A 19,466-nucleotide genomic window follows, 5' to 3' on the forward strand; every position below is an offset into this window, starting at 1 on the left:
CAGCCCCCACCCCCGGCCCCTCCCCTGAAGGGGAGGGGTGAAGAAGGTTAAAGCCGCTCGATGATCGTGACGTTGGCGATGCCGCCGCCTTCGCACATCGTCTGCAGGCCGTACTTGCCGCCGCGCGCCTTGAGCGCATGGACGAGCGTCGCCATCAGCTTGGTGCCCGATGCGCCAAGCGGGTGGCCGAGCGCGATCGCGCCGCCATTCACGTTCAGCTTGGCATGGTCGCCACCGGTGTGCTTCAGCCAGGCGAGCGGCACGGGGGCGAAGGCTTCGTTGACCTCATAAAGATCGATATCCTCGATCTTCATGCCTGCCCGCTTCAGCGCCCGGTCGGTCGCGAACAGCGGTTCTTCGAGCATGATGACAGGATCGCCGCCGGTCACGGTCAGATTGACGATGCGCGCGATGGGGGTGAGGTTGTGCTCCTTGAGCGCCGCCTCGCTGACGATCATCACCGCTGACGCGCCATCGCAAATCTGGCTGGCATTGGCGGCAGAAATCGACCCGCCTTCCTGCAGCAGTTTGACCGAGGAGATCGATTCGAGCGTCGCATCATAACGGATGCCTTCATCGGTGCGGTGCATCTCCATGCCCTCGGGCGTCTCTACCTCAATGCCGATGATCTCGTCATCGAACGCGCCGCTTTGCGTGGCGGCGATCGCGCGCTTGTGGCTTTCGAGCGCGAAGGCATCGAGCTGTTCGCGGTTGAAGCCGTGCTTCTTGACGATCATCTCGGCGCCCATGAACTGGCTGAACATGATGCCGGGATATTTCTCCTCCAGCCGTGGCGACTTATAGTTGCCCATGCCCTCTTTCATGTGGAGCATCATCGTCGAGCCCATCGGCACGCGGGTCATGCTTTCCACACCGGCGGCAATCACGATATCCTGCGTGCCCGACATCACCGCCTGAGCGGCAAACTGCATCGATTGCTGCGAGGATCCGCATTGACGGTCGATCGAGACGGCGGGGACGCTGTCGGGCAGCTTCTTGGCGGCGAGCACGGCATTGCGGCCAATCTGGCCCGCTTGCTGTCCGCCCTGCATCACACAGCCCATGATGACGTCGTCGACAGCCGCGCCATCAATGCCGGTGCGCTCGATGATTGCATCGAGCACAGCGGCGGCCATGTCTACAGGGTGGGTGCCAGCGAGTTTGCCGCCGCGGCGGCCTCCGGCGGTGCGGATTGCGTCCACGATATAGGCGTCGGGCATGCCATTCTCTCCATCAGCTATTGCGATTTGGAGCGCGTTGTTGCGCAAACCGAGCGGACCGGCAAGGGTAGTTGGTAACAGGAATGTCAGTAACAAGGGCCTCAGCATGAATGTAACGGATGCCGTAGCGGCACGTCGATCCGTTCGCGGATTTCTGGACAAGCCAGTCGATCCAGCGCTGGTCGAACGACTCGCGCAGACGGCGGCACGAGCGCCGTCTGGCGGCAATTTGCAGCCCTGGCATATCGATATTTTGTCAGGCGAGTCGCTCGCGGCCCTAAAGCGGGTCATTGCCGAAAAACAGGATGCGGGCCTGATGGAAGCGGCGGCCTACGACATCTATCCGCGCGAATTAAGCGTGCCCTATAAAGATCGGCGCTTTCAGGTCGGTATGGCGCTCTATGCCGCGATGGGCATCGAGCGCAGCGACAGCGAGGCGCGCAACCGCGAGTTTCGCCGCAACTTCCAGTTCTTCGGCGCGCCCGCCGCGTTATTCTGCACGGTTGATCGACGAATGGGTCCGCCACAGTGGAGCGACCTGGGCATGTATCTGCAAAGCTTCATGCTGCTCGCGGTCGAGGCCGGGCTGGCGACATGCGCGCAGGAATGCTGGGCGATCTATCCCGATACCGTTGACGCTTTTCTCGACACGCCGCCGGAGCGGATGCTCTTTTGCGGCATGGCGATCGGGTATGAAGACGAAAGCATCCCCGCCAACCGGCTACGCGCCGAACGCGCGCCGGTGGGGGAGTGGTTGACGGTCAGGGGGTAGGATTAAAGCCCCTCCCCTTCAGGGGAGGGGTTGGGGTGGGGGCTGTCCCAAAGCACGTCGGTCTCGGTGAGACTGAAAGTCCCCACCCCCTGCCCCTCCCCTGAAGGGGAGGGGTGAAAGGAGGCTTACGCCGACGCGCGGGCACCGCCGCCACCGCCACCGCCGCCACGGCCGCGTCCACCGCGACCACGACCGCCACCGGGGCGACCCTGGCCATTGCCGGCGGGACGACCCTGGCCTTGACCCTGGCCGTTACCAGCCGGACGGCCCTGACCCTGACCAGCAGGGCGAGCTGCCGCTGCCGCCGGATTGGCGACCGTGCGCGGGGCACCGCCAGCCGGCGCAGCACCCGCCGGGCGCGCACGATGCGTCGCCCGCGGATGGGCAGGCTGGCGGTTATTGCCGATGTCACGACGCACCCGCTCAGGCGTGTCAGACACGCCGGTTGCGGCGCGCGCTGCCTTCAACCGTGCGCCTTCAGCCACAAAGTCCGCTGGCAGCTGGCGATGCTCGATCTTCTGCTTGGTCAGCTTTTCGATGTCGCGCAGATAGCTCTTTTCGTCCTCCGCGCAGAACGCGATCGCGACGCCTGATGCGCCAGCGCGCGCGGTGCGGCCGATGCGGTGGACATATTGCTCGGCCACATTCGGCAGCTCAAAGTTGATGACATGGCTGACGCCCGACACGTCGATGCCGCGCGCAGCGATGTCGGTCGCGACCATGATCTTGACCCGGCCCGATTTGAACTCGGCGAGCGCGCGTTCACGCTGCGGCTGGCTCTTGTTGCCATGGATTGCGTTGGCGGGAATGCCGTTCGCGCCCAGCAGCTTCACGACGCGGTCGGCGCCGTGCTTGGTGCGGGTGAAGACGAGCACGCGCTCAATCTCGGTGGTCTTGAGGATGATCGTCAGCAGCGCCTGCTTTTCAGCCTGCTGGACGAAGGTGACATATTGCTCGACGCGCTCGGCGGTGCTGGCGACGGGCGTGACCGAGACCGTGACGGGATCGTCGAGGAACTTGTCGGCCAGATCGCGGATCGCCTTTGGCATCGTTGCCGAGAAGAACAGGCTCTGGCGCGTCTTGGGCAGCAATTGCACAATGCGCTTGAGCGCATGGATAAAGCCCAGATCAAGCATCTGATCGGCCTCATCCAGGACGAGGATTTCGATATCGCCGAGCGTGACAAAGCGCTGCTCGATCAGGTCGATCAGGCGGCCCGGCGTGGCGACGAGAATGTCGACGCCATTTGCCAGCGTATTGCGATCCTTGCTCACCGAGGTGCCGCCGAACACGGTCGCGATCGACAGCTTCGAAAAGCGGCCATAATCACGCGCGCTCTGGGCGATCTGGCTGGCGAGTTCGCGGGTCGGGGCAAGCACCAGCATGCGGCAGGCACGTGGGCGGACATGCTCGTTCGCAGCGACAAGGCGCTGGATCGAGGGGAGCATGAAGGCAGCGGTCTTGCCGGTGCCGGTTTGTGCAATGCCGAGCAGATCGCGGCCCTGGATCAACGGCGGGATTGCCTGGCGCTGGATGGGGGTCGCTTCGTTATAGCCTTTGTCGGCAAGCGCGCGCTGCAGGGACTCGTTGAGTCCGAGATTTTGGAAGGACATGGTATTCTTTCGATAAATGCCAGCATCCCGGGCCTTTTCTGGGCGCACGGGGAGGCGGGCGGGGACAAAAATGTCGCGCCCCGCGTGATGTGGGAAGCTTTGGGTTAGAACCGAGGCAGAGCCGGGGCGTTACGCCCGATCACGCTGCATAATGCCTCGCTGTGCAGCTTCTTTGCATGCTGCATTGCAAAATGTCAATCCCGGATGGTTTCCGAGCTGTCTTGGGCTGCCTTGGTTTGTCGGGCAGCGTTCAGAACATGCCTGGCACGTCACGCTGCGCCGGGCTCGGGGCGGCAGGGGCCAGCAGCTCTGATTTGGCGGCCGTGGCGCTTGCCGATTGCGGTCCCTGGCCGCCGCCCACACTGCCGGCAATGGCGGTGCAGCTGTTGCCAGCAAGATAGTCGAGCGCTGCGCGCACAGACGCCTCGCGCGGATCGCCCAATGGGAAGCTGATATCGTCATTGGCCCGGCAACTCGCCTGGACCACGCTGGCCAGCCCGTCGAAATAATCGCCGCGCCGATCGGCATTCTGGGTGGCGAAGGCGACAACGCGCAAGCGATCGTCGCAGATCGCGCGATCCAGCCCGATCTGGCCCACTGGCTTGCCGAACGTGTTTGACCCGATCAGGCCGACATTGGCGCGCAGATAGGGAATGAAGGCGTTGGTGACGAGTTCACTGGCCGACGCAGTCGATCCGGTGCCGATAAAGGCAATCCGGGTTGGCGTTATCGATTCGGGTTGGGGCCGGAAGAGCCGGGTGGAGTTGTTTGCCGATTTCTCGCTGCGAAAGCTGGTGATGCTGAACACTTCCGATGTCGCGCGATTGGCACCCAGCAGATCGCCCATTAGTTCAGCGATCGAAACCAAACCGCCGCCATTATAGCGAAAATCGATGATGATGTTGGTAATGCCCTGCGTCCGGAATGTGGCAAAGGCCTGGCGCAGCGCAGGATCGGCGGTCGAAATAAAGGTCCGTAAATTGAGATAGCCAACCCGGCGCCCGCCATCGTTGATGATTTGCGCGCCATAGCGGCTGGAGACCGGCGTCAGCGCAAAATCGGTCTTGGTGATCGTCACCTCGCGGGTGCCGCCGGCGTCCCGAATGCGGAGCAGGCGACTGGTGCCTGCGGTGCTCGGGCCAAGCGCGTTGGTCACGCCATTTACACCTTCGGCGGCGATGATGGCGCTCACGGTGCGCAGGTCGCTGGCCGTGGTACCGATCGCTAGAATTTCAGCGCCCCGGTCAATCCCTGCACCGAGCGCCGCCGTCCCCTCAAAAGCTTCGGCAATGAAGATGCGTTGCCCGGTCGAATCCGCGATCAGGCGGAAACCGAAGCCGGCGCTGGATCCGGCGTTGATGAACGCGTTCTCTTCGGCAATCGATGTCAAAAAGGTGAAAAACCGGTCGCGCCGCTGCGCGCGGGCGGTGGCTGTCAGCGCATCGACATAGGCGGATACCGATGCAAAGGGCGTGGGATCGAGCGACGCCGGCAGCGTTTCGGGAAACAGATACCATTCGCGCAATTGCGCCGCCGCCCAATCCTGGCGCTCACGCAGCGAACATCCGGCGGTTGCTGTCGGGGTCGGCGTGCTGACCGGTACAGGCGCGACAGCGGCAGCGCTTGTGCTGCCTGCATTGCCGCCGCTGCCGCCACCACTGCATGCGGAAAGCATCGCCAACACGCTGACCAGCGCGGTTGCCCGATGCCGAACCATACGCAAACTCGCCATTCTATCTTGTCCTGTCCAATCGATGCCCCTGCATCGCTTCGATCTCTGCCAATTGCAAATGGCTGGCTTGTCTCAATTTTGCCGAAGCCCAAAAAGGCCTATCGCTCATAGGCCTTGGGCAGCGCCCCTTCCTGCGGCTGCAGATAGCGCTTGAGCAACAGCGCCTGGCGCGTTTGCAGGGGTTGTTTGACGCCGCTGATCCATACTGACAGCGCAGCGGAATCGAGCTCGAGCGGATCGCCCGACCAGATCACCACATCGCCCTGCCGTCCGGGCTTGAGCGAGCCGATATCGCCGCCCAGTCCGACCGCTTCGGCGGGGACGGAGGTGATCGCGGCAAAGGCCGCATTCCAGTCAAGCCCGTTCGCGCCGGGCACCTTGCCGAGCGCGACAAGATTACCGGCATATTGTTTTTCGAGCCGTGCCTGCCGCGCTTCATTGTCGTTGATCGTGCCGATGGCCACCGTCACGCCAGCTGCCTTCATGCGCCCGACATTGGACTGGGTCGCCGCCAGCGTTTCAAAGGATTCGGGCAGATCGTTCAGCGCACTGGCGATCACCGGGATCTTTGCGGCGGCAAGCTCGCTGGCAATCGTCCAGCCTTCCGACACACCAACAAAAACCATGCGCAGTTGCGGCATCGTCTTTTTGATGTCGATCAGCGCCAGCATGTCAGACGCGCGTTCGACATGGATCAACAGCGGCATTTTACCCGTGACGACTGCGCCCAAAGCCTCCGCATCGGCGCGCGTCAGCAACGCGTCCTTGCCTTGATCAGCATAGCCTTTGGGATTGCTGGCATAGGCACGCGCCTGGACCAGCGCATTTTTGAACATGGCCAGCGCCGCCGGGCGGCTGCCCCCTGCCGCACCCGCGCCGCCTTCGCCATATTCCATGAATTGGAAGGCGTGTGGCGTGCTGATCGGATTGGTGTCCGCGCCCAGATCGATCACCGCGCCGAGCCCGGCAAAGATCGATCCGCGATTTTCCGGGGCAACAATGGCGCGAGTCACCCCCTCTGCGCGGTTGAGCGGGATTGAGCTGGTGTGCGGATTGACTGCCGGCGCGATGTCGATCGCTGCATGGAATGGGCTGCCGCTGGCACCGGCATCGTTGGTCTGATCGACACCATCGACCTCAACAATGCCCATCCGCGTGAAGCCCGCGACAATGCCGGGCGTCACATACCGCCCACCGGCATCAATCGTCTCGATCCCCGCTGGCACGGCGACCCCGACGCCTGCCGCAACGACCTTGCCGTTGCGGACGACGACAGTGCCGCCGTCAATCGGCGCGGACCCGTCCCCGATGACGAGCCGGGCGTTAGTGATCGCCACCGACTGAGCGGCGGCCGGGGTGGCCAGAATAGCGGCGGTGAGCAGGAGCAGATGCTTCACTTGGTGTCTCCCGAGCCTGGCTGGCCGAGTTCGAAATCGGATACGGGGCGCAATTTCGGATTGGTGGCGTCATAGAGCAACGCGCCATCGATCCAGACCTTTTCGGGCCGCGAATAGACGCTGAATGGGTTGCCGTTCCACAGCACCAGATCAGCCATCTTGCCGACCTTCAGGCTGCCGGTCTTGTCGGCAATGCCCAGCGCCTTGGCGGGGTTGATGGTGAGCCAGGTCCAGGCGGTTGCGTCGGAAATATCGATGCCCGCGCGGCGGCCGGCGGCCAGCGCCTTGGCGACTTCCTGGTTCAGCCGCTGGATACCGTTGGCATCATCGGAATGGATCATCCCGCACGCCCCCGCCTTCTGCAGCAGCGCCAGATTTTCGCTAATCGCGTCATAGCTTTCCATTTTGAAGCCCCACCAATCGGCCCAAACAGCCGCGCAAGTGCTATTGGCCTTCAGCAGATCGCCGATCTTGTACGCTTCAACGGCATGATGGAATGCAGTGACCTTATAGCCAAATTCCTTGGCCATATCCATGACAATGGCCATTTCATCGGCGCGGTAGCAATGATTCTGGACCAGAATTTCGCCGTCCAACACGCCGCGCAACGTATCCATCGCGATATCGCGGGTCGGGGGTTCGCCGCCGTCCTTTTCATATTTGTCCCAGCGGCGCTTATACTCAGCCGCGCGCGCCCAGGTCTGGCGGTCGACAGCGATATTGCCCATCCGGGTCGATGGCTGGCGACCCTTGCCGCCATAAATGCGCTTGGGGTTTTCGCCGCACGCCATTTTCAGGCCATAGGGTGCGCCGGGGAATTTCATCCCCTGTTCGGTGCGGGCATAAACATTCTTCACCACCACCGATCGGCCACCGAACAGGTTCGCTGATCCAGGCAGAATCTGCAGCGTGGTGACGCCGCCATTGGCGAGCGCCCGGCTGAAACCCGGGTCCTGCGGCCAGACGCTATGTTCGGCCCAGACATCGGCAGTAACCGGGCTCGTGGCTTCATTGCCGTCGGAATTGGCCTGGACGCCGGGGGAGGGGTAGTCGCCCAAATGGCTGTGGATATCGATGATGCCAGGGGTCAGCACCTTGCCGGTGCCGTCGATCACCGTCGCGCCAGCGGGGGCAGCAATGGTCTGGCCGATTTCGACGATCTTGCCATCAGCGAACAGCGCCGATGCCTTGGTCATCGTACCGCCTTCGCCGTCAAAAATCGTCACATTGGTCACGAGCGTCGGCACGCCGGGATAGGCTTTGTAGGTCGAAGGGAAGGGATCGTGGCTATAGCCCTTGCCCAAGCCAGGGCCGGATTTGGCCGGTGCGCTGGCGGTACTCTTTGGCTTGGCATCGCCGGTGGTCGCACAGGCGGAGAGCAAGGATGCGCCCAACAGTGCCGAAAACAACAGGCGTGGCCGCGCTGGCAAACTCCGGTAACGCATCGATTTCCCCTTTTGCGCCTTATCGGCGGCTGTTCACACCATTTCGAGATCGCGGTCCCAAGTCAACGGCTTGCCCTGGGGATTGGACTGCTGCGGGATGATCGACCCCGCAGCAAATCCCGGGTGACGGAACCGAGAATGAGGCGGCTTTAAGACCAGCCCTAAAGCGACCGCCCGATCAGCTCCTTCATGATCTCATTGGTGCCGCCATAAATCCGGCTGACACGCGCGGCGCGCCACATGCGGGCGATGGGATATTCGTTCATATAGCCAGCGCCGCCATGGAGCTGCAGGCACTTGTCCATCACTTCCCATTGCAATTCGGTATGCCACAATTTGGCGGCGGCGCCCTCAGTCGGCGTCAGTTCCTTGGCAAGGTGGCGCTTGATCGCCCAATCGAGATGCGCCCAGCCGACCTGCAATTTCGATTTGAGATCGGCCAGCACGAAGCGGGTGTTCTGGAAATCGAACACCATCCCGGCAAACGCCTTGCGCTCCTTGGTGAAGGCCACGGTGTCATCAAACGCGCGCTGGGCCGATGCCTGGGTCCCGATGGCAATCGACAAGCGCTCCTGCGGCAGCTGACTCATCAGATAGATAAAGCCCTTGCCCTCTTCGCCCAGGCAATTGGTCATCGGCACGCGGACATCTTCAAAGAATAATTCGCTCGTATCGGCGGCGTCCTGGCCGATCTTGTCGAGCTTGCGGCCGCGCTTGAAGCCCTCGCGATCACTTTCAACCAGGATGATCGACATGCCCTTATAAGCGGGCTTCGCATCGGGATCGGTCTTGGCGACGACCAGGATCAGATCGGCATTCTGGCCATTGGTGATATAGGTTTTGGACCCATTGATGACGTAATGATTGCCGTCCTTTTTGGCGGAGGTGCGGATCGCCTGCAGGTCAGAGCCAGTGCCCGGCTCGGTCATCGCAATCGCGGTGATCGTCTCGCCCGATACAAGCTTGGGCAGCCACTGCTTTTTCTCTTCTTCCGAGCCATATTGGACGAGGTAATCGCACACGATATCGGATTGCAGCGTGAACCCGGCGGGCACGCCCAGATAGCTCATTTCTTCGTCAACAATCGCATTATACCCAAAATCCAGGCCAAGCCCGCCATAAGCCTCTGGCACGGTTGGGCAGAGCATCCCGATTTCACCTGCATCGCGCCAGAACTTCTTGGGGACGATCCGATTCGCTTCCCATTCATTGACATTCGGCACGCCTTCTTTTTGCAGGAAGCTGCGCACCGTTTGGCGGAACGCCTCATGATCTTCGTTATAGGCGAAGCGGCCGGGGAGCGTGTCGAGCATGTCAGTCCTCTCTTGAAACCTTTCGCCCAAACTGCGGTGGCGCGGCGACGCGGTCAATAGCGCCGTTGGGCCTATTCGCTGGCCTCGACACGCTGGTTCAGGCGAGTAAGGTCAGCAAAACAAGAAAGCGCAGGAGAGACTATGAAACTGGCCAGCCTTAAAAAGGGTCGCGACGGGGCATTGATCGTCGTGTCCCCCGATCTCGCTTGGTATGCCGATGCCACGCATATCGCCCCCACCCTGCAGGCGGCGCTCGACAATTGGGATCGGCTGCTGCCCGATCTTAAGAACCTGTCGACCGACCTGGAGCATGAAGCGATCCCGATGCGGCGCTTCCACGAACATGGCGCGGCGGCCCCCTTGCCACGGGCCTATCAATGGGCCGATGGCTCCGCTTATGTGAACCATGTTGCGCTGGTGCGGCAAGCACGCGGGGCGGAGATGCCCGACAGTTTCTGGCATGACCCGCTCATGTATCAAGGCGGATCGGACGGCTTTTTGGGCCCGCGTGACGCCATTCCGCTGAAGGATGTGGCCTGGGGCTGCGATCTCGAAGCCGAAGTCGTGGTCGTCACCGGCGATGTGCCGATGGGCGCCAGCCGGGATGAGGCGCTGGCCGCCATCCGGTTGGTCGGGCTGACCAACGACGTATCGCTGCGCAACCTTATCCCCGGCGAACTGGCCAAGGGCTTCGGCTTCTTTCAATCGAAACCGGCAAGCGCCTTCTCACCCGTGTTCGTCACGCCCGATGCGCTGGGCAGCTGGTGGCAGGACGGCAAGCTCCACCGCAAGCTGATGATCGATCTGAATGGCAAGCCGCTCGGCAGGGTTGATGCAGGTGTCGATATGACCTTCGATTTTGGGACGTTGATTGCTCACGCAGCAAAGACGCGCGCGCTTGGTGCGGGCACCATCATCGGATCGGGGACCGTGTCGAATCGTGGGGTGGATGGCGGGCCCGGCAAGCCAATTTCGGATGGCGGTGCGGGCTATGCCTGCCTGGCCGAATTGCGCACCGTTGAGACAATTTTGGGCGGTGCGGCGGCCACGCCGTTCTTGCAACCTGGCGATTCAGTGCGGATTTGGGCCGAAGACGATCGGCATCATCCCATTTTCGGTGTGATCGAACAGTCTGTCGTAGCGATCTGATCGGCGCTCAGCGGCCGGCGCGCGGGTTTTTCCAAAACGCGCGGGCCACCAGCGCCGCTGCAACATAAACCGAATAGAGCGCCAGCGACGGGAGCAGCAGCATCGCCGATCCGGCCAGGATGACCATGCCGATGACCGCATCAATGGCGGGAACGCGAACGGTGCGGGCTTTGGTGCGGTAGATCGGCTGCATGTGCATGTCGCGGCTCCTGTCTCGGTGAGCATAATGCACGATCCGGGTTAATGATCCCTGACGATTGCCGTGTGTGATTTGACGGTTGCCGATCAAAGATTCAGTGATAAATTGACACATAACCTGCCAATAGAGGACATTATCGCGATGATCGAAGCCAAGCGCACCCCAGATGAACGCTTTGCAGCGATTCCGGATTTCGATTTTCCGGTCCATTATGTTGATGATCTGCCAGGATATGAGGGGCTGCGCAGCGCCTATGTTGATGCCGGGCCCGCCGATGCAGACCGGGTGTTCCTGTGTCAGCATGGCGAGCCAAGCTGGAGCTTCCTCTACCGGCGGATGATCCCGGTGTTTCTGGAAACCGGCGCGCGGGTGATCTGCCCCGATTTTCTGGGCTTTGGCCGCTCCGACAAGCCGGTGCGCCAGGAAGATTACAGCTTTGATTTCCACCGCAATTGGTTGATCGCGCTGATCGAACGGCTCGACCTAAAGCATGTTACGCTGGTGGTGCAGGATTGGGGCGGGCTGATCGGGCTGACCTTGCCAGTCGCGCCGGGCATGGCCGAACGGATCGATCGGCTGATCGTGATGAATACCGGCATCGGCACCGGCGCGCCTCCGGGTCCAGGCTTCATGATGTGGAAAACCTATGCGATGTCGACCCCTGATTTGCCGATCGGCGCGCTGATTGCACGCGGCACCCCGCACCTGACCGCAGCGGAGATCGCTGCTTATGACGCGCCCTATCCCGATGCGAGTTACAAAGCGGGCGCACAGATTTTCCCGGCTTTGGTGCCGATTGAGCGCGATATGCCGGGCGCGGCGATCGGCAGGGCGGCAAGCGAATTCTGGTCGCAGCGCTGGAACGGGCAAAGCTTCATGGCGGTCGGTGCGGCTGATCCGGTGTTGGGGCCCGTCCAGATGGAGGCGCTGCGCAAGCAGATTAAGGGGTGTCCTGAACCGATGATTATTGAGGACGGGGGTCATTTTGTCCAGGAATGGGGTGAACCCATTGCGCGGGCAGCTATTGCGGCATTTGGTGGTCGCTGACCCCTCGCCATTGCTGTTGAAATTTTATAACAAGGTGCCAATAAGCGAGTCCCGGACTGTCTGGGAACTCGCATTGGAGAGACCATGTCTGGCGATCCGCCGCGCGCCAATTTGCAACCGCTTTCGCTGCACGTGCCCGAACCAAAGTTCCGGCCGGGGGATGCGGTGGATTTTGTCCATGTCGATGTGCCGCCAGCGGGCAGCGCGGCGCGCCCCGATACCGCGGCGCGGCCCGATAGCTTCACGGAGCTTTCCTATACGCTGATCCGCGTGCTCGATGATGACGGGCAAGCGGTTGGCCCCTGGGATCCCAAATTGTCACCCGATATGCTGCGCCGTATGCTGCGCAGCATGGCGCTGGTCCGCGCGTTCGACGAACGCATGTTTCGCGCCCAGCGGCAGGGCAAGACCAGCTTTTATATGAAATGCACAGGCGAAGAGGCGATCGCCGTCGCCGCCGCCCATGCGCTTGATTATGAGGATATGTGTTTCCCTTCCTATCGGCAGCAGGGCTTGCTGATTGCGCGGGGCTGGAGCCTCGTTGACATGATGAACCAGATCTATTCGAACCGGGGTGATCGGTTGCAGGGCAAACAGCTGCCGATCATGTATTCGGTGAAGGAAGCGGGGTTCTTCTCGATCTCAGGCAACCTCACCACCCAATATCCGCAGGCCGTCGGCTGGGCGATGGCGAGCGCGGCCAAGGGCGATACGCGAATCGCCGCAACCTGGTGTGGCGAGGGATCGACGGCGGAGGGCGATTTTCACTCTGCCTGCACCTTTGCCAGCGTCTACCGTGCGCCAGTGATCTTCAACATCGTCAATAACCAATGGGCGATCAGCAGCTTTTCGGGCTTTGCCGGGGCGGAATCGACCACATTTGCGGCGCGCGCGGTCGGCTATGGCATTGCTGGCTTGCGCGTCGATGGCAATGACGCGCTTGCCGTGTACGCCGCAACCCAATGGGCGGCAGAGCGGGCGCGCACCAATCAGGGGCCAACGCTGATCGAGCATTTCACCTATCGTGCCGAAGGGCATTCGACGTCCGACGATCCCGGCCAGTATCGCTCGGCAGGGGAGCCGACCGCCTGGCCATTGGGTGATCCGGTCAAGCGGCTGAAGGACCATTTGATCGCGATTGGCGAATGGGATGAGGAACGGCACGCAGCGCAAGACCTTGAACTGGCCGAGACGGTAAAAGCCGCGCAGAAGGAAGCCGAAAAGAACGGCATTCTGGGCCACGGCCTGCACCAGCCGCTCGAAGGCCTTTTCGATGGCGTGTTCGAAGAAATGCCCTGGCATCTGCGCGAGCAGCAGGCGCAGATGATCGCCGAGGAAACGGCAAGTGGCCGACCATGGGCACTGAAGTGAGCAGCGCTTTTCTCGGCGGCGCAGCCGCAAAGCACTTTTTTGACTTCTTCCTCCGCGGCTCCGCGCCTCCGCGCGAACCAACCTGCTTTTTGTGCGCGCGGAGGCACAGAGGCGCGGAGAAAAAGATTTTTGGGGCCGCTGGCGCGGTGGGTGTCTCGTCATGACCGAATCCACCACGCGCATGAACATGATCCAAGCGATCAACTCCGCGATGGATGTGATGATGGATCGCGACCCCGATATTGTCGTGATGGGGGAGGATGTCGGCTATTTCGGCGGTGTGTTCCGGGCGACCGCTGGCCTGCAGGCGAAATATGGCACGCGCCGCGTGTTCGATACGCCGATCAGCGAATGCGGCATCATTGGTGTCGCGGTTGGCATGGGGGCGTATGGCCTGCGCCCGGTCCCCGAAATCCAGTTCGCTGATTATATCTACCCAGCGCTCGACCAGTTGGTGAGCGAGGCGGCGCGGCTGCGCTATCGCTCGGCGGGCGAGTTCACCGCGCCGATTACGGTTCGCTCTCCTTTTGGTGGCGGGATCTTCGGTGGCCAGACGCACAGCCAGAGCCCCGAGGGCATTTTCACCCATATCTCCGGTGTGAAGACGGTGATTCCGTCAACGCCCTATGATGCCAAGGGGCTGCTGATCGCGGCAATCGAGGATAATGATCCAACGATCTTCTTCGAACCCAAACGCATCTATAATGGCCCGTTCGACGGCCATTGGGACAAGCCGACGCAGAACTGGTCGCAACATCCCGCAGGCGAGGTGCCGACCGGCTATTACAAGATCGAGCTCGGCAAGGCGAAGGTTGTGCGCAGCGGTGAGGCACTGACGGTGCTTGCCTATGGCACGATGGTCCATGTCGCGCTGGCGGTGATGGTCGAGGCGGGGGTCGACGCCGAAGTGATTGACCTGCGCACCCTCGTCCCGCTCGACATTGAGACGATCGAGGCATCAGTCAAGAAAACCGGCCGCTGCATGATCGTGCATGAAGCGACACGGACCAGCGGTTTTGGCGCGGAACTTTCGGCCCTAGTGCAGGAGCGCTGCTTCTATCACCTGGAAGCGCCGATCGAGCGCGTCACCGGATTCGACACGCCTTATCCGCATAGCCTGGAATGGGCCTATTTCCCTGGGCCGGTCCGGATCGGCGAGGCACTCAAAAAGATCATGAAGGACGCATAATGGCTCGCTTCACCTTCAAATTGCCCGATATCGGCGAAGGCATTTCGGAAGCCGAAATCGTCGCCTGGCACGTCGCTGTTGGCGACCGGATCGAAGAAGATCAGCAGATCGCTGACATGATGACCGACAAGGCGACCGTCGAGATGGAATCGCCCGTGTCAGGCGTGGTGGTCGAGCTGGCGGGTGAAGTCGGGGATCAGGTGTCGATTGGTGCGGCTTTGGTGGTGATCGAAACCGAGGGGGATTTGTCGGCGGAAGAGGCGCCAGCGCTCGCGCCCGTCACTACCGAGCTGAAGGCGGCCCCGCCAAGTGCCGAGCAGACCGAGGTCGCCGAGCAATATGGTGCTGAGAATCCTGGGGTGAGGGGGGGGGCGCCTTCCCCCCTCCCGCTTGCGGGAGGGGACGGGGGTGGGCCCGTGCCACAAACGCAGTCATCGCCTGCCAAAACCGCGCTCCCACCCCCAACCCCTCCCGCAAGCGGGAGGGGAGTGGAGAAAATCCTCGCCTCGCCCGCCGTGCGTGCTCGCGCCACCGATCTCGGCATCGATCTCGCCGACGTGAAGACTGACAGCGACCGCGTCCGCCATGCTGACCTCGACGCCTATCTGCGCTATGGATCGGGCGAGGGCTATCACGCGCCGCATGCCAGCCGCGCCCGCGCTGACGAACCGATCAAGGTGATCGGCATGCGCCGCAAGATCGCCGAGAATATGCAGGCGGCGAAGCGCCACATCCCGCACTTCACCTATGTCGATGAAATCGACGTCACCGCGCTTGAAGCGATGCGCGCCGACCTGAACGACAATCGCGGTGCTCGCCCCAAACTCACTATGCTGCCGCTGCTGATCGCGGCCATCTGCAAAGCGATCCCCGATTTCCCGATGATCAACGCGCGCTATGACGATGAGGGCGGGGTGGTTACCCGCCACGGCGCAGTCCATCTCGGCATGGCGACGCAGACCCCCGCCGGCCTGATGGTCCCGGTGATCCGCGATGCGCAGGACAGGAATGTCTGGCAATTGGCGAGCGAGATCGGTCGCCTGGCTGAGGCTGCGCGCACGGGCAAGGCCAAGGTAGAGGAATTGTCGGGATCGACGCTCACCATCACCTCACTCGGCCCACTTGGCGGGATTGCCACGACACCCGTCATCAACCGGCCCGAAGTCGCGATCATTGGCCCCAACAAGATCGTCGAGCGGCCGGTGTTTGTCGGCGATGAGATCGTCCGTGCGAAACTGATGAACCTGTCGATCAGCTGCGATCACCGCGTCGTCGATGGCTGGGACGCAGCGAGCTTCGTGCAATTGCTGAAGAAATATCTCGAAACGCCAGTGTTGTTGTTCGCCGACTGAAATTCGTCACATCCCGCGGCTAAGGTGATGCGATGCGGTTTGATCTTCTTCAGTCGATCAGTCTGGCGGGCGAGTCCAGTGTCCCCAATGACGATCGCGTTGGCACCGGCGATGCGCTCGCCTGGGTAATCGATGGCGCGACCGATCTTGGCGATCCGGGATTGCTGGGCAGCCGGGGCGGTGCTGCCTGGATTGCGATGGAGGCCAATGCTGCCTTTGCAGCTGCTGGCGATGCCCCGTTGATGGCCGTGTGCAAGGGTGTGTTTGCGCGGCTGTCGCGGCGTTTTGATGCGGTGTGCACGCGGGCACCGGCGTCGCGCTGGGAATTGCCGAGTGCCGCCTTTCTGGTCGCGCGGGTGACGGCCGAGGGGCTGGAGCTTGGCTGGCTCGGTGACTGCTCAGTGCTGATCCGGCGCGGCACGCTGGTTGAGCGGATTGGTCCGCCAGCCGAACGGGGTGACGAATCGGCCCGTGCCGCCCGCCATGCCGGGCATGAGCTTGCCCAAAAGCCCCGGCCAGCGTCGATCATCGACAGCCTGCGGACCTCGCGCGAGCGCCCGGGTCGGCAAGTTCTTGGCGTGGAACCGGAAGGCGCGGACATGGTCAACCTGGCCATCGTCCCCGTTGCCGTGGGGGACGAATTATTGCTGATGACGGACGGCTTTGCCGCGCTGGTGGATGGCTATGGGGCGATGGACGAGGCGGCATTGATGGCGGCGGTGGCGGCAGAAGGGCTGGCCCCACTTGCCACCAAATTGCGCGCGATCGAAGCGGGCGATGCCGAATGCGTCCGCTTTCCGCGGTACAAAATCTCGGATGATGCCTCGGCGCTCTGGGTGCGGGTCGTCGCTTAACCTTCGCTGTGGGTCCGTCCGCGCTGCACGGCACCTGCCGCCTTGCGCGTTACCCAGCGCGGCGTGAAACGGGTTGCACTTGCCATCACCCGGTTCATCAACCCCGGAATTACGACCGGGCGATTGGCCTTCAACGCGGCCAGGCCATCGCGCACCACTGGCTCGGGCGCCGTGGCGAAGCGCCGGAAGAAGACATCTTCCATTGCTGCCGCTTCGAAAAATTCTGTCCGCGTCGGCCCGGGACACAAGGCCGTGACATGCACGCCATGTGGCTTGACCTCTTCATGCAGCGCTTCGGAAAAGCTCAGCACAAACGCCTTGGACGCATAATAGACCGCCATCCACGGCCCAGGCTGAAAGGCGGCAGTAGAGGCGACGTTCAATATCCCACCGCGCCGCATCTGCAGCATGCCGGGCAGCACCGCGTGGCAGAGCTCGATCAGCGCCCGGCAATTCACATCGATCATTTCAGCCTGCGCCGCACCATCCAGCGCCGCGAAATCACCGCGCGCGCCAAAGCCGGCATTGTTGACCAGCAGGTTCACCGCCAGGCCTTGTTTGGCGATATCCGCCATCAGCCCGGCAATCGCACCTGGCTGGGCAAGATTAGCGGGGATGACGTGCGCCTGCGTCCCAAAGCGGTCGCGGATTTGCTGGGCGAGCTGATCGAGCCGGTCGCTGCGCCGTGCTGTCAGGATCACATCATGCCCTTGCGCCGCCAGCGCCAGCGCAAAATGCACGCCCAGCCCGGCGGATGCGCCGGTGACCAGTGCCATATCCGCCATCTTGCTGCTCCACTTGCTGTGCCCAAATACTATAGTGGCAGGATAACTGATTAGGGAGAAGGCGGATGCGGCGCGACGTGGAATTCAGCAATGCCGCCGGCAATCGGCTTGTCGGGCGGCTGGAAATGCCGCCGGGCCGGGTCCGTGCCGTCGCCCTTTTTGCGCATTGCTTCACTTGCACATCCAACAGCCACGGCGCGCGCCGGATCAGCGTTGCGCTGGCGGCACACGGCATCGCCACGCTGGCCTTTGATTTCACCGGGCTTGGCAAAAGCGAGGGTCACTTCGCTGACAGCCATTTTGCGGCCAATGTCGGTGATCTGGTGGCAGCAGCGGGCTATTTGCGGGACAATGTTGGCGCGCCCGCGATTCTGGTTGGCCATTCGCTGGGGGGTGCAGCGGTGATCGCCGCCGCTGAGCAAATCCCGGAAACGACGGCAGTCGTGACGATCGGCGCGCCGTTTGATCCGGCGCATGTCCTCCACCAATTGGGCGATCAGGTCGCGCGGGTGCGTGCCGAAGGGCAAGCCGAAATCACCATAGGCGGCCGCCCGTTTGAGGTTTCAAGTGCGTTTCTGGATGCTGTTGAGGGGCATGATCAGGCCGGGCGCCTGGCGCGGCTGAAGCGCGCCCTGCTCGTCATGCACGCCCCGACCGACGCGACCGTGGGGATTGAAAATGCCGGCGAGATTTTCACCGCCGCCAAACATCCGAAAAGCTTTATCTCGCTCGATGGCGCGGATCACCTGCTTACCCAGGCGGGGCCGGCTGCCTATGCCGCCGCAATGATTTCGGCCTGGGTCGAGCCTTATTTGCTGCCGCCACTTGCCCGTGATGCGCCAGATGAAGGGCATGTTCGGGTGACGTCCACTGAGGCCAAATTCACCTCGATTGTCGATTCATCAGGCCACAGCTTCCTTGCCGATGAGCCGATTAAGGCAGGGGGGGCGGATCTTGGGCCGACGCCCTATGATCTGCTGCTGTCGGGGCTGGGGACCTGCACCGCGATGACCATCAAGCTCGTCGCCGATCGGGAAAAAATCCCGCTCGACGGGGTGTCGGTATCGCTCAGCCATAGCCGCTGCCATTCGGAGGACTGCCTGGCGACCGGCGAGGGCCGCCCCAAGATCGAAGTGATCGAGCGCGCGATCACGCTGAGTGGCAATTTAAGCGAGGCGCAGCGCGCGCGGTTGCTGGTGATCGCCGATAAATGCCCCGTCCACCGCACGATCGAATCGCACCCGGTGATCAAGACTCGGCTCGTCTAATCGCCGGGCGCTATCGCTTGCGCTCGATCAGATCGAACCGGATCCGCACCCAGGCACCCAGTAGCTGCTTGCCGCCTTTGCGCGGCGGGCGGACTTGGAATTGCCAGGATGCTTCGCGCACGCCGCGGGCAAGGCCGGTGCCGGGTGGGCTTTCGCCGAGCAGCACGCAATCAACCACCTTGTACCGGGGGGCGGTCTTGCAGGCGATCAACGCCGATCCGCCGCGCAGCCCTTTGGGCAAGTAAAAGGCCATCTGCGCCTCGGTTGGCTCGCGGTACCATTCGGCATCGAAGAGCGGTTCGCCATTGGGGCCAGTGCCGGCAACCTGACTGTCATCGGCTGAATCGCCCTCTGGCGCGGCATCGGCAACTTCCGCGCGGGTCGATTTGATCTTGCCGATATCGGCGGCGATATATTGCTCGCGGGTAAGCGTCAGCAGGCCGGGAATCGGACCGAGCGGGGTTGGGGGCGGCACGGGCGGGCTTGGCGGCGGTGGTGGCACCGCCTTGGTCACCTTGGCGGCGCGCTTTTTCTGCGGCGTTTTCTTGGCCTCGTTTTTCTCGGCGACTTGCGTGATGGTGAAGGTCTTGGGTTTGCCATCGCCACCCGGCACGCCAAATTTCGGCGGGCCCAGGGTCAGCAGGACGATGACCACCAACAGCTCGACCGCAACCGCCAGCAGGAATCCGATCGCCCGCCGCCGAAGCCGCGCGCGATCATCATCCCTGGCTTCTTCAACATATGCGGAACGCATCGGCGA

17 protein-coding genes are annotated in these 19,466 nt (G+C 62.5%); 8 read left to right on the forward strand and 9 right to left on the reverse strand.

Annotation, left to right across the window (positions count from 1 at the left end):
* Positions 1 to 47: 47 nt before the first annotated feature.
* Positions 48 to 1,220, reverse strand: a complete 1,173-nt coding sequence (locus B7Y43_RS15070) for an acetyl-CoA C-acetyltransferase (protein WP_374132493.1) — start codon at positions 1,218 to 1,220, stop codon at positions 48 to 50.
* Positions 1,221 to 1,326: 106 nt separating this feature from the next.
* Here B7Y43_RS15070 and B7Y43_RS15075 point away from each other — a divergent pair, with 106 nt between their 5' ends.
* The gene (locus B7Y43_RS15075; protein ID WP_374132494.1) at positions 1,327 to 1,992 is read left to right on the forward strand and encodes a nitroreductase; all 666 of its coding nucleotides are present in this window, start codon (positions 1,327 to 1,329) and stop codon (positions 1,990 to 1,992) included.
* Between the two features lie 125 nt (positions 1,993 to 2,117).
* On the opposite strand, the gene B7Y43_RS15080 is transcribed toward B7Y43_RS15075, so the two are convergent.
* The 5 genes from B7Y43_RS15080 to B7Y43_RS15100 form a co-directional block, all read right to left on the reverse strand.
* Positions 2,118 to 3,605, reverse strand: a complete 1,488-nt coding sequence (locus B7Y43_RS15080; protein WP_374132495.1) for a DEAD/DEAH box helicase — start codon at positions 3,603 to 3,605, stop codon at positions 2,118 to 2,120.
* Between the two features lie 250 nt (positions 3,606 to 3,855).
* Positions 3,856 to 5,337 carry a S41 family peptidase gene (locus B7Y43_RS15085; protein ID WP_374132496.1) on the reverse strand — a complete coding sequence of 494 codons (1,482 nt, stop codon included), beginning with the start codon at positions 5,335 to 5,337 and terminating at the stop codon, positions 3,856 to 3,858.
* Positions 5,338 to 5,435: 98 nt separating this feature from the next.
* Positions 5,436 to 6,734 carry an amidohydrolase family protein gene (locus tag B7Y43_RS15090; RefSeq protein WP_374132497.1) on the reverse strand — a complete coding sequence of 433 codons (1,299 nt, stop codon included), beginning with the start codon at positions 6,732 to 6,734 and terminating at the stop codon, positions 5,436 to 5,438.
* On the reverse strand, positions 6,731 to 8,179 hold the full coding sequence (locus B7Y43_RS15095; protein WP_374132498.1) for an amidohydrolase: 1,449 nt from the start codon (positions 8,177 to 8,179) through the stop codon (positions 6,731 to 6,733). The genes B7Y43_RS15090 and B7Y43_RS15095 overlap by 4 nt, the downstream gene beginning before the upstream one ends.
* Before the next feature lie 161 nt (positions 8,180 to 8,340).
* The gene (locus B7Y43_RS15100; RefSeq protein ID WP_374132499.1) at positions 8,341 to 9,492 is read right to left on the reverse strand and encodes an acyl-CoA dehydrogenase family protein; all 1,152 of its coding nucleotides are present in this window, start codon (positions 9,490 to 9,492) and stop codon (positions 8,341 to 8,343) included.
* Positions 9,493 to 9,633: 141 nt separating this feature from the next.
* On the opposite strand from B7Y43_RS15100, the gene B7Y43_RS15105 reads away from it, so the two are divergent.
* Positions 9,634 to 10,641, forward strand: coding sequence for a fumarylacetoacetate hydrolase family protein (locus tag B7Y43_RS15105; RefSeq protein WP_374132500.1), 1,008 nt, complete (start codon positions 9,634 to 9,636; stop codon positions 10,639 to 10,641).
* Between the two features lie 7 nt (positions 10,642 to 10,648).
* Here B7Y43_RS15105 and B7Y43_RS15110 read toward each other — a convergent pair whose 3' ends face one another.
* Complete coding sequence (locus tag B7Y43_RS15110) at positions 10,649 to 10,840, reverse strand: hypothetical protein (protein ID WP_374132501.1); 192 nt, start codon at positions 10,838 to 10,840, stop codon at positions 10,649 to 10,651.
* Positions 10,841 to 10,981: 141 nt separating this feature from the next.
* Between B7Y43_RS15110 and B7Y43_RS15115 the strand changes: the two genes are divergently transcribed.
* The 5 genes from B7Y43_RS15115 (at position 10,982) to B7Y43_RS15135 (ending at position 16,653) form a co-directional block, all read left to right on the forward strand.
* Positions 10,982 to 11,887, forward strand: a complete 906-nt coding sequence (locus tag B7Y43_RS15115; RefSeq protein WP_374132502.1) for a haloalkane dehalogenase — start codon at positions 10,982 to 10,984, stop codon at positions 11,885 to 11,887.
* Between the two features lie 84 nt (positions 11,888 to 11,971).
* Positions 11,972 to 13,258, forward strand: coding sequence for a 3-methyl-2-oxobutanoate dehydrogenase (2-methylpropanoyl-transferring) subunit alpha (locus B7Y43_RS15120; protein ID WP_374132503.1), 1,287 nt, complete (start codon positions 11,972 to 11,974; stop codon positions 13,256 to 13,258).
* A 181-nt stretch (positions 13,259 to 13,439) separates the two neighbouring features.
* A complete protein-coding gene (locus B7Y43_RS15125; protein ID WP_374132534.1) occupies positions 13,440 to 14,447 on the forward strand; it encodes an alpha-ketoacid dehydrogenase subunit beta in 1,008 nt (335 codons plus the stop codon).
* Positions 14,447 to 15,799: a dihydrolipoamide acetyltransferase family protein gene (locus tag B7Y43_RS15130; protein WP_374132504.1), complete on the forward strand. Its 1,353-nt coding sequence runs from the start codon at positions 14,447 to 14,449 to the stop codon at positions 15,797 to 15,799. Before B7Y43_RS15125 ends, B7Y43_RS15130 begins: the two co-directional genes overlap by 1 nt.
* A 32-nt stretch (positions 15,800 to 15,831) precedes the next feature.
* Positions 15,832 to 16,653 carry a protein phosphatase 2C domain-containing protein gene (locus B7Y43_RS15135; protein WP_374132505.1) on the forward strand — a complete coding sequence of 274 codons (822 nt, stop codon included), beginning with the start codon at positions 15,832 to 15,834 and terminating at the stop codon, positions 16,651 to 16,653.
* Here B7Y43_RS15135 and B7Y43_RS15140 read toward each other — a convergent pair.
* Positions 16,650 to 17,438, reverse strand: coding sequence for an SDR family oxidoreductase (locus tag B7Y43_RS15140; RefSeq protein ID WP_374132506.1), 789 nt, complete (start codon positions 17,436 to 17,438; stop codon positions 16,650 to 16,652). The genes B7Y43_RS15135 and B7Y43_RS15140 overlap by 4 nt on opposite strands.
* A 65-nt stretch (positions 17,439 to 17,503) precedes the next feature.
* Between B7Y43_RS15140 and B7Y43_RS15145 the strand changes: the two genes are divergently transcribed.
* Positions 17,504 to 18,706: a bifunctional alpha/beta hydrolase/OsmC family protein gene (locus B7Y43_RS15145; protein WP_374132507.1), complete on the forward strand. Its 1,203-nt coding sequence runs from the start codon at positions 17,504 to 17,506 to the stop codon at positions 18,704 to 18,706.
* A gap of 10 nt (positions 18,707 to 18,716) precedes the next feature.
* On the opposite strand, the gene B7Y43_RS15150 is transcribed toward B7Y43_RS15145, so the two are convergent.
* A complete protein-coding gene (locus B7Y43_RS15150; protein WP_374132508.1) occupies positions 18,717 to 19,460 on the reverse strand; it encodes a hypothetical protein in 744 nt (247 codons plus the stop codon).
* Positions 19,461 to 19,466: the final 6 nt, after the last annotated feature.

Source organism: Sphingomonas sp. 28-62-20, assembly GCF_002281505.1.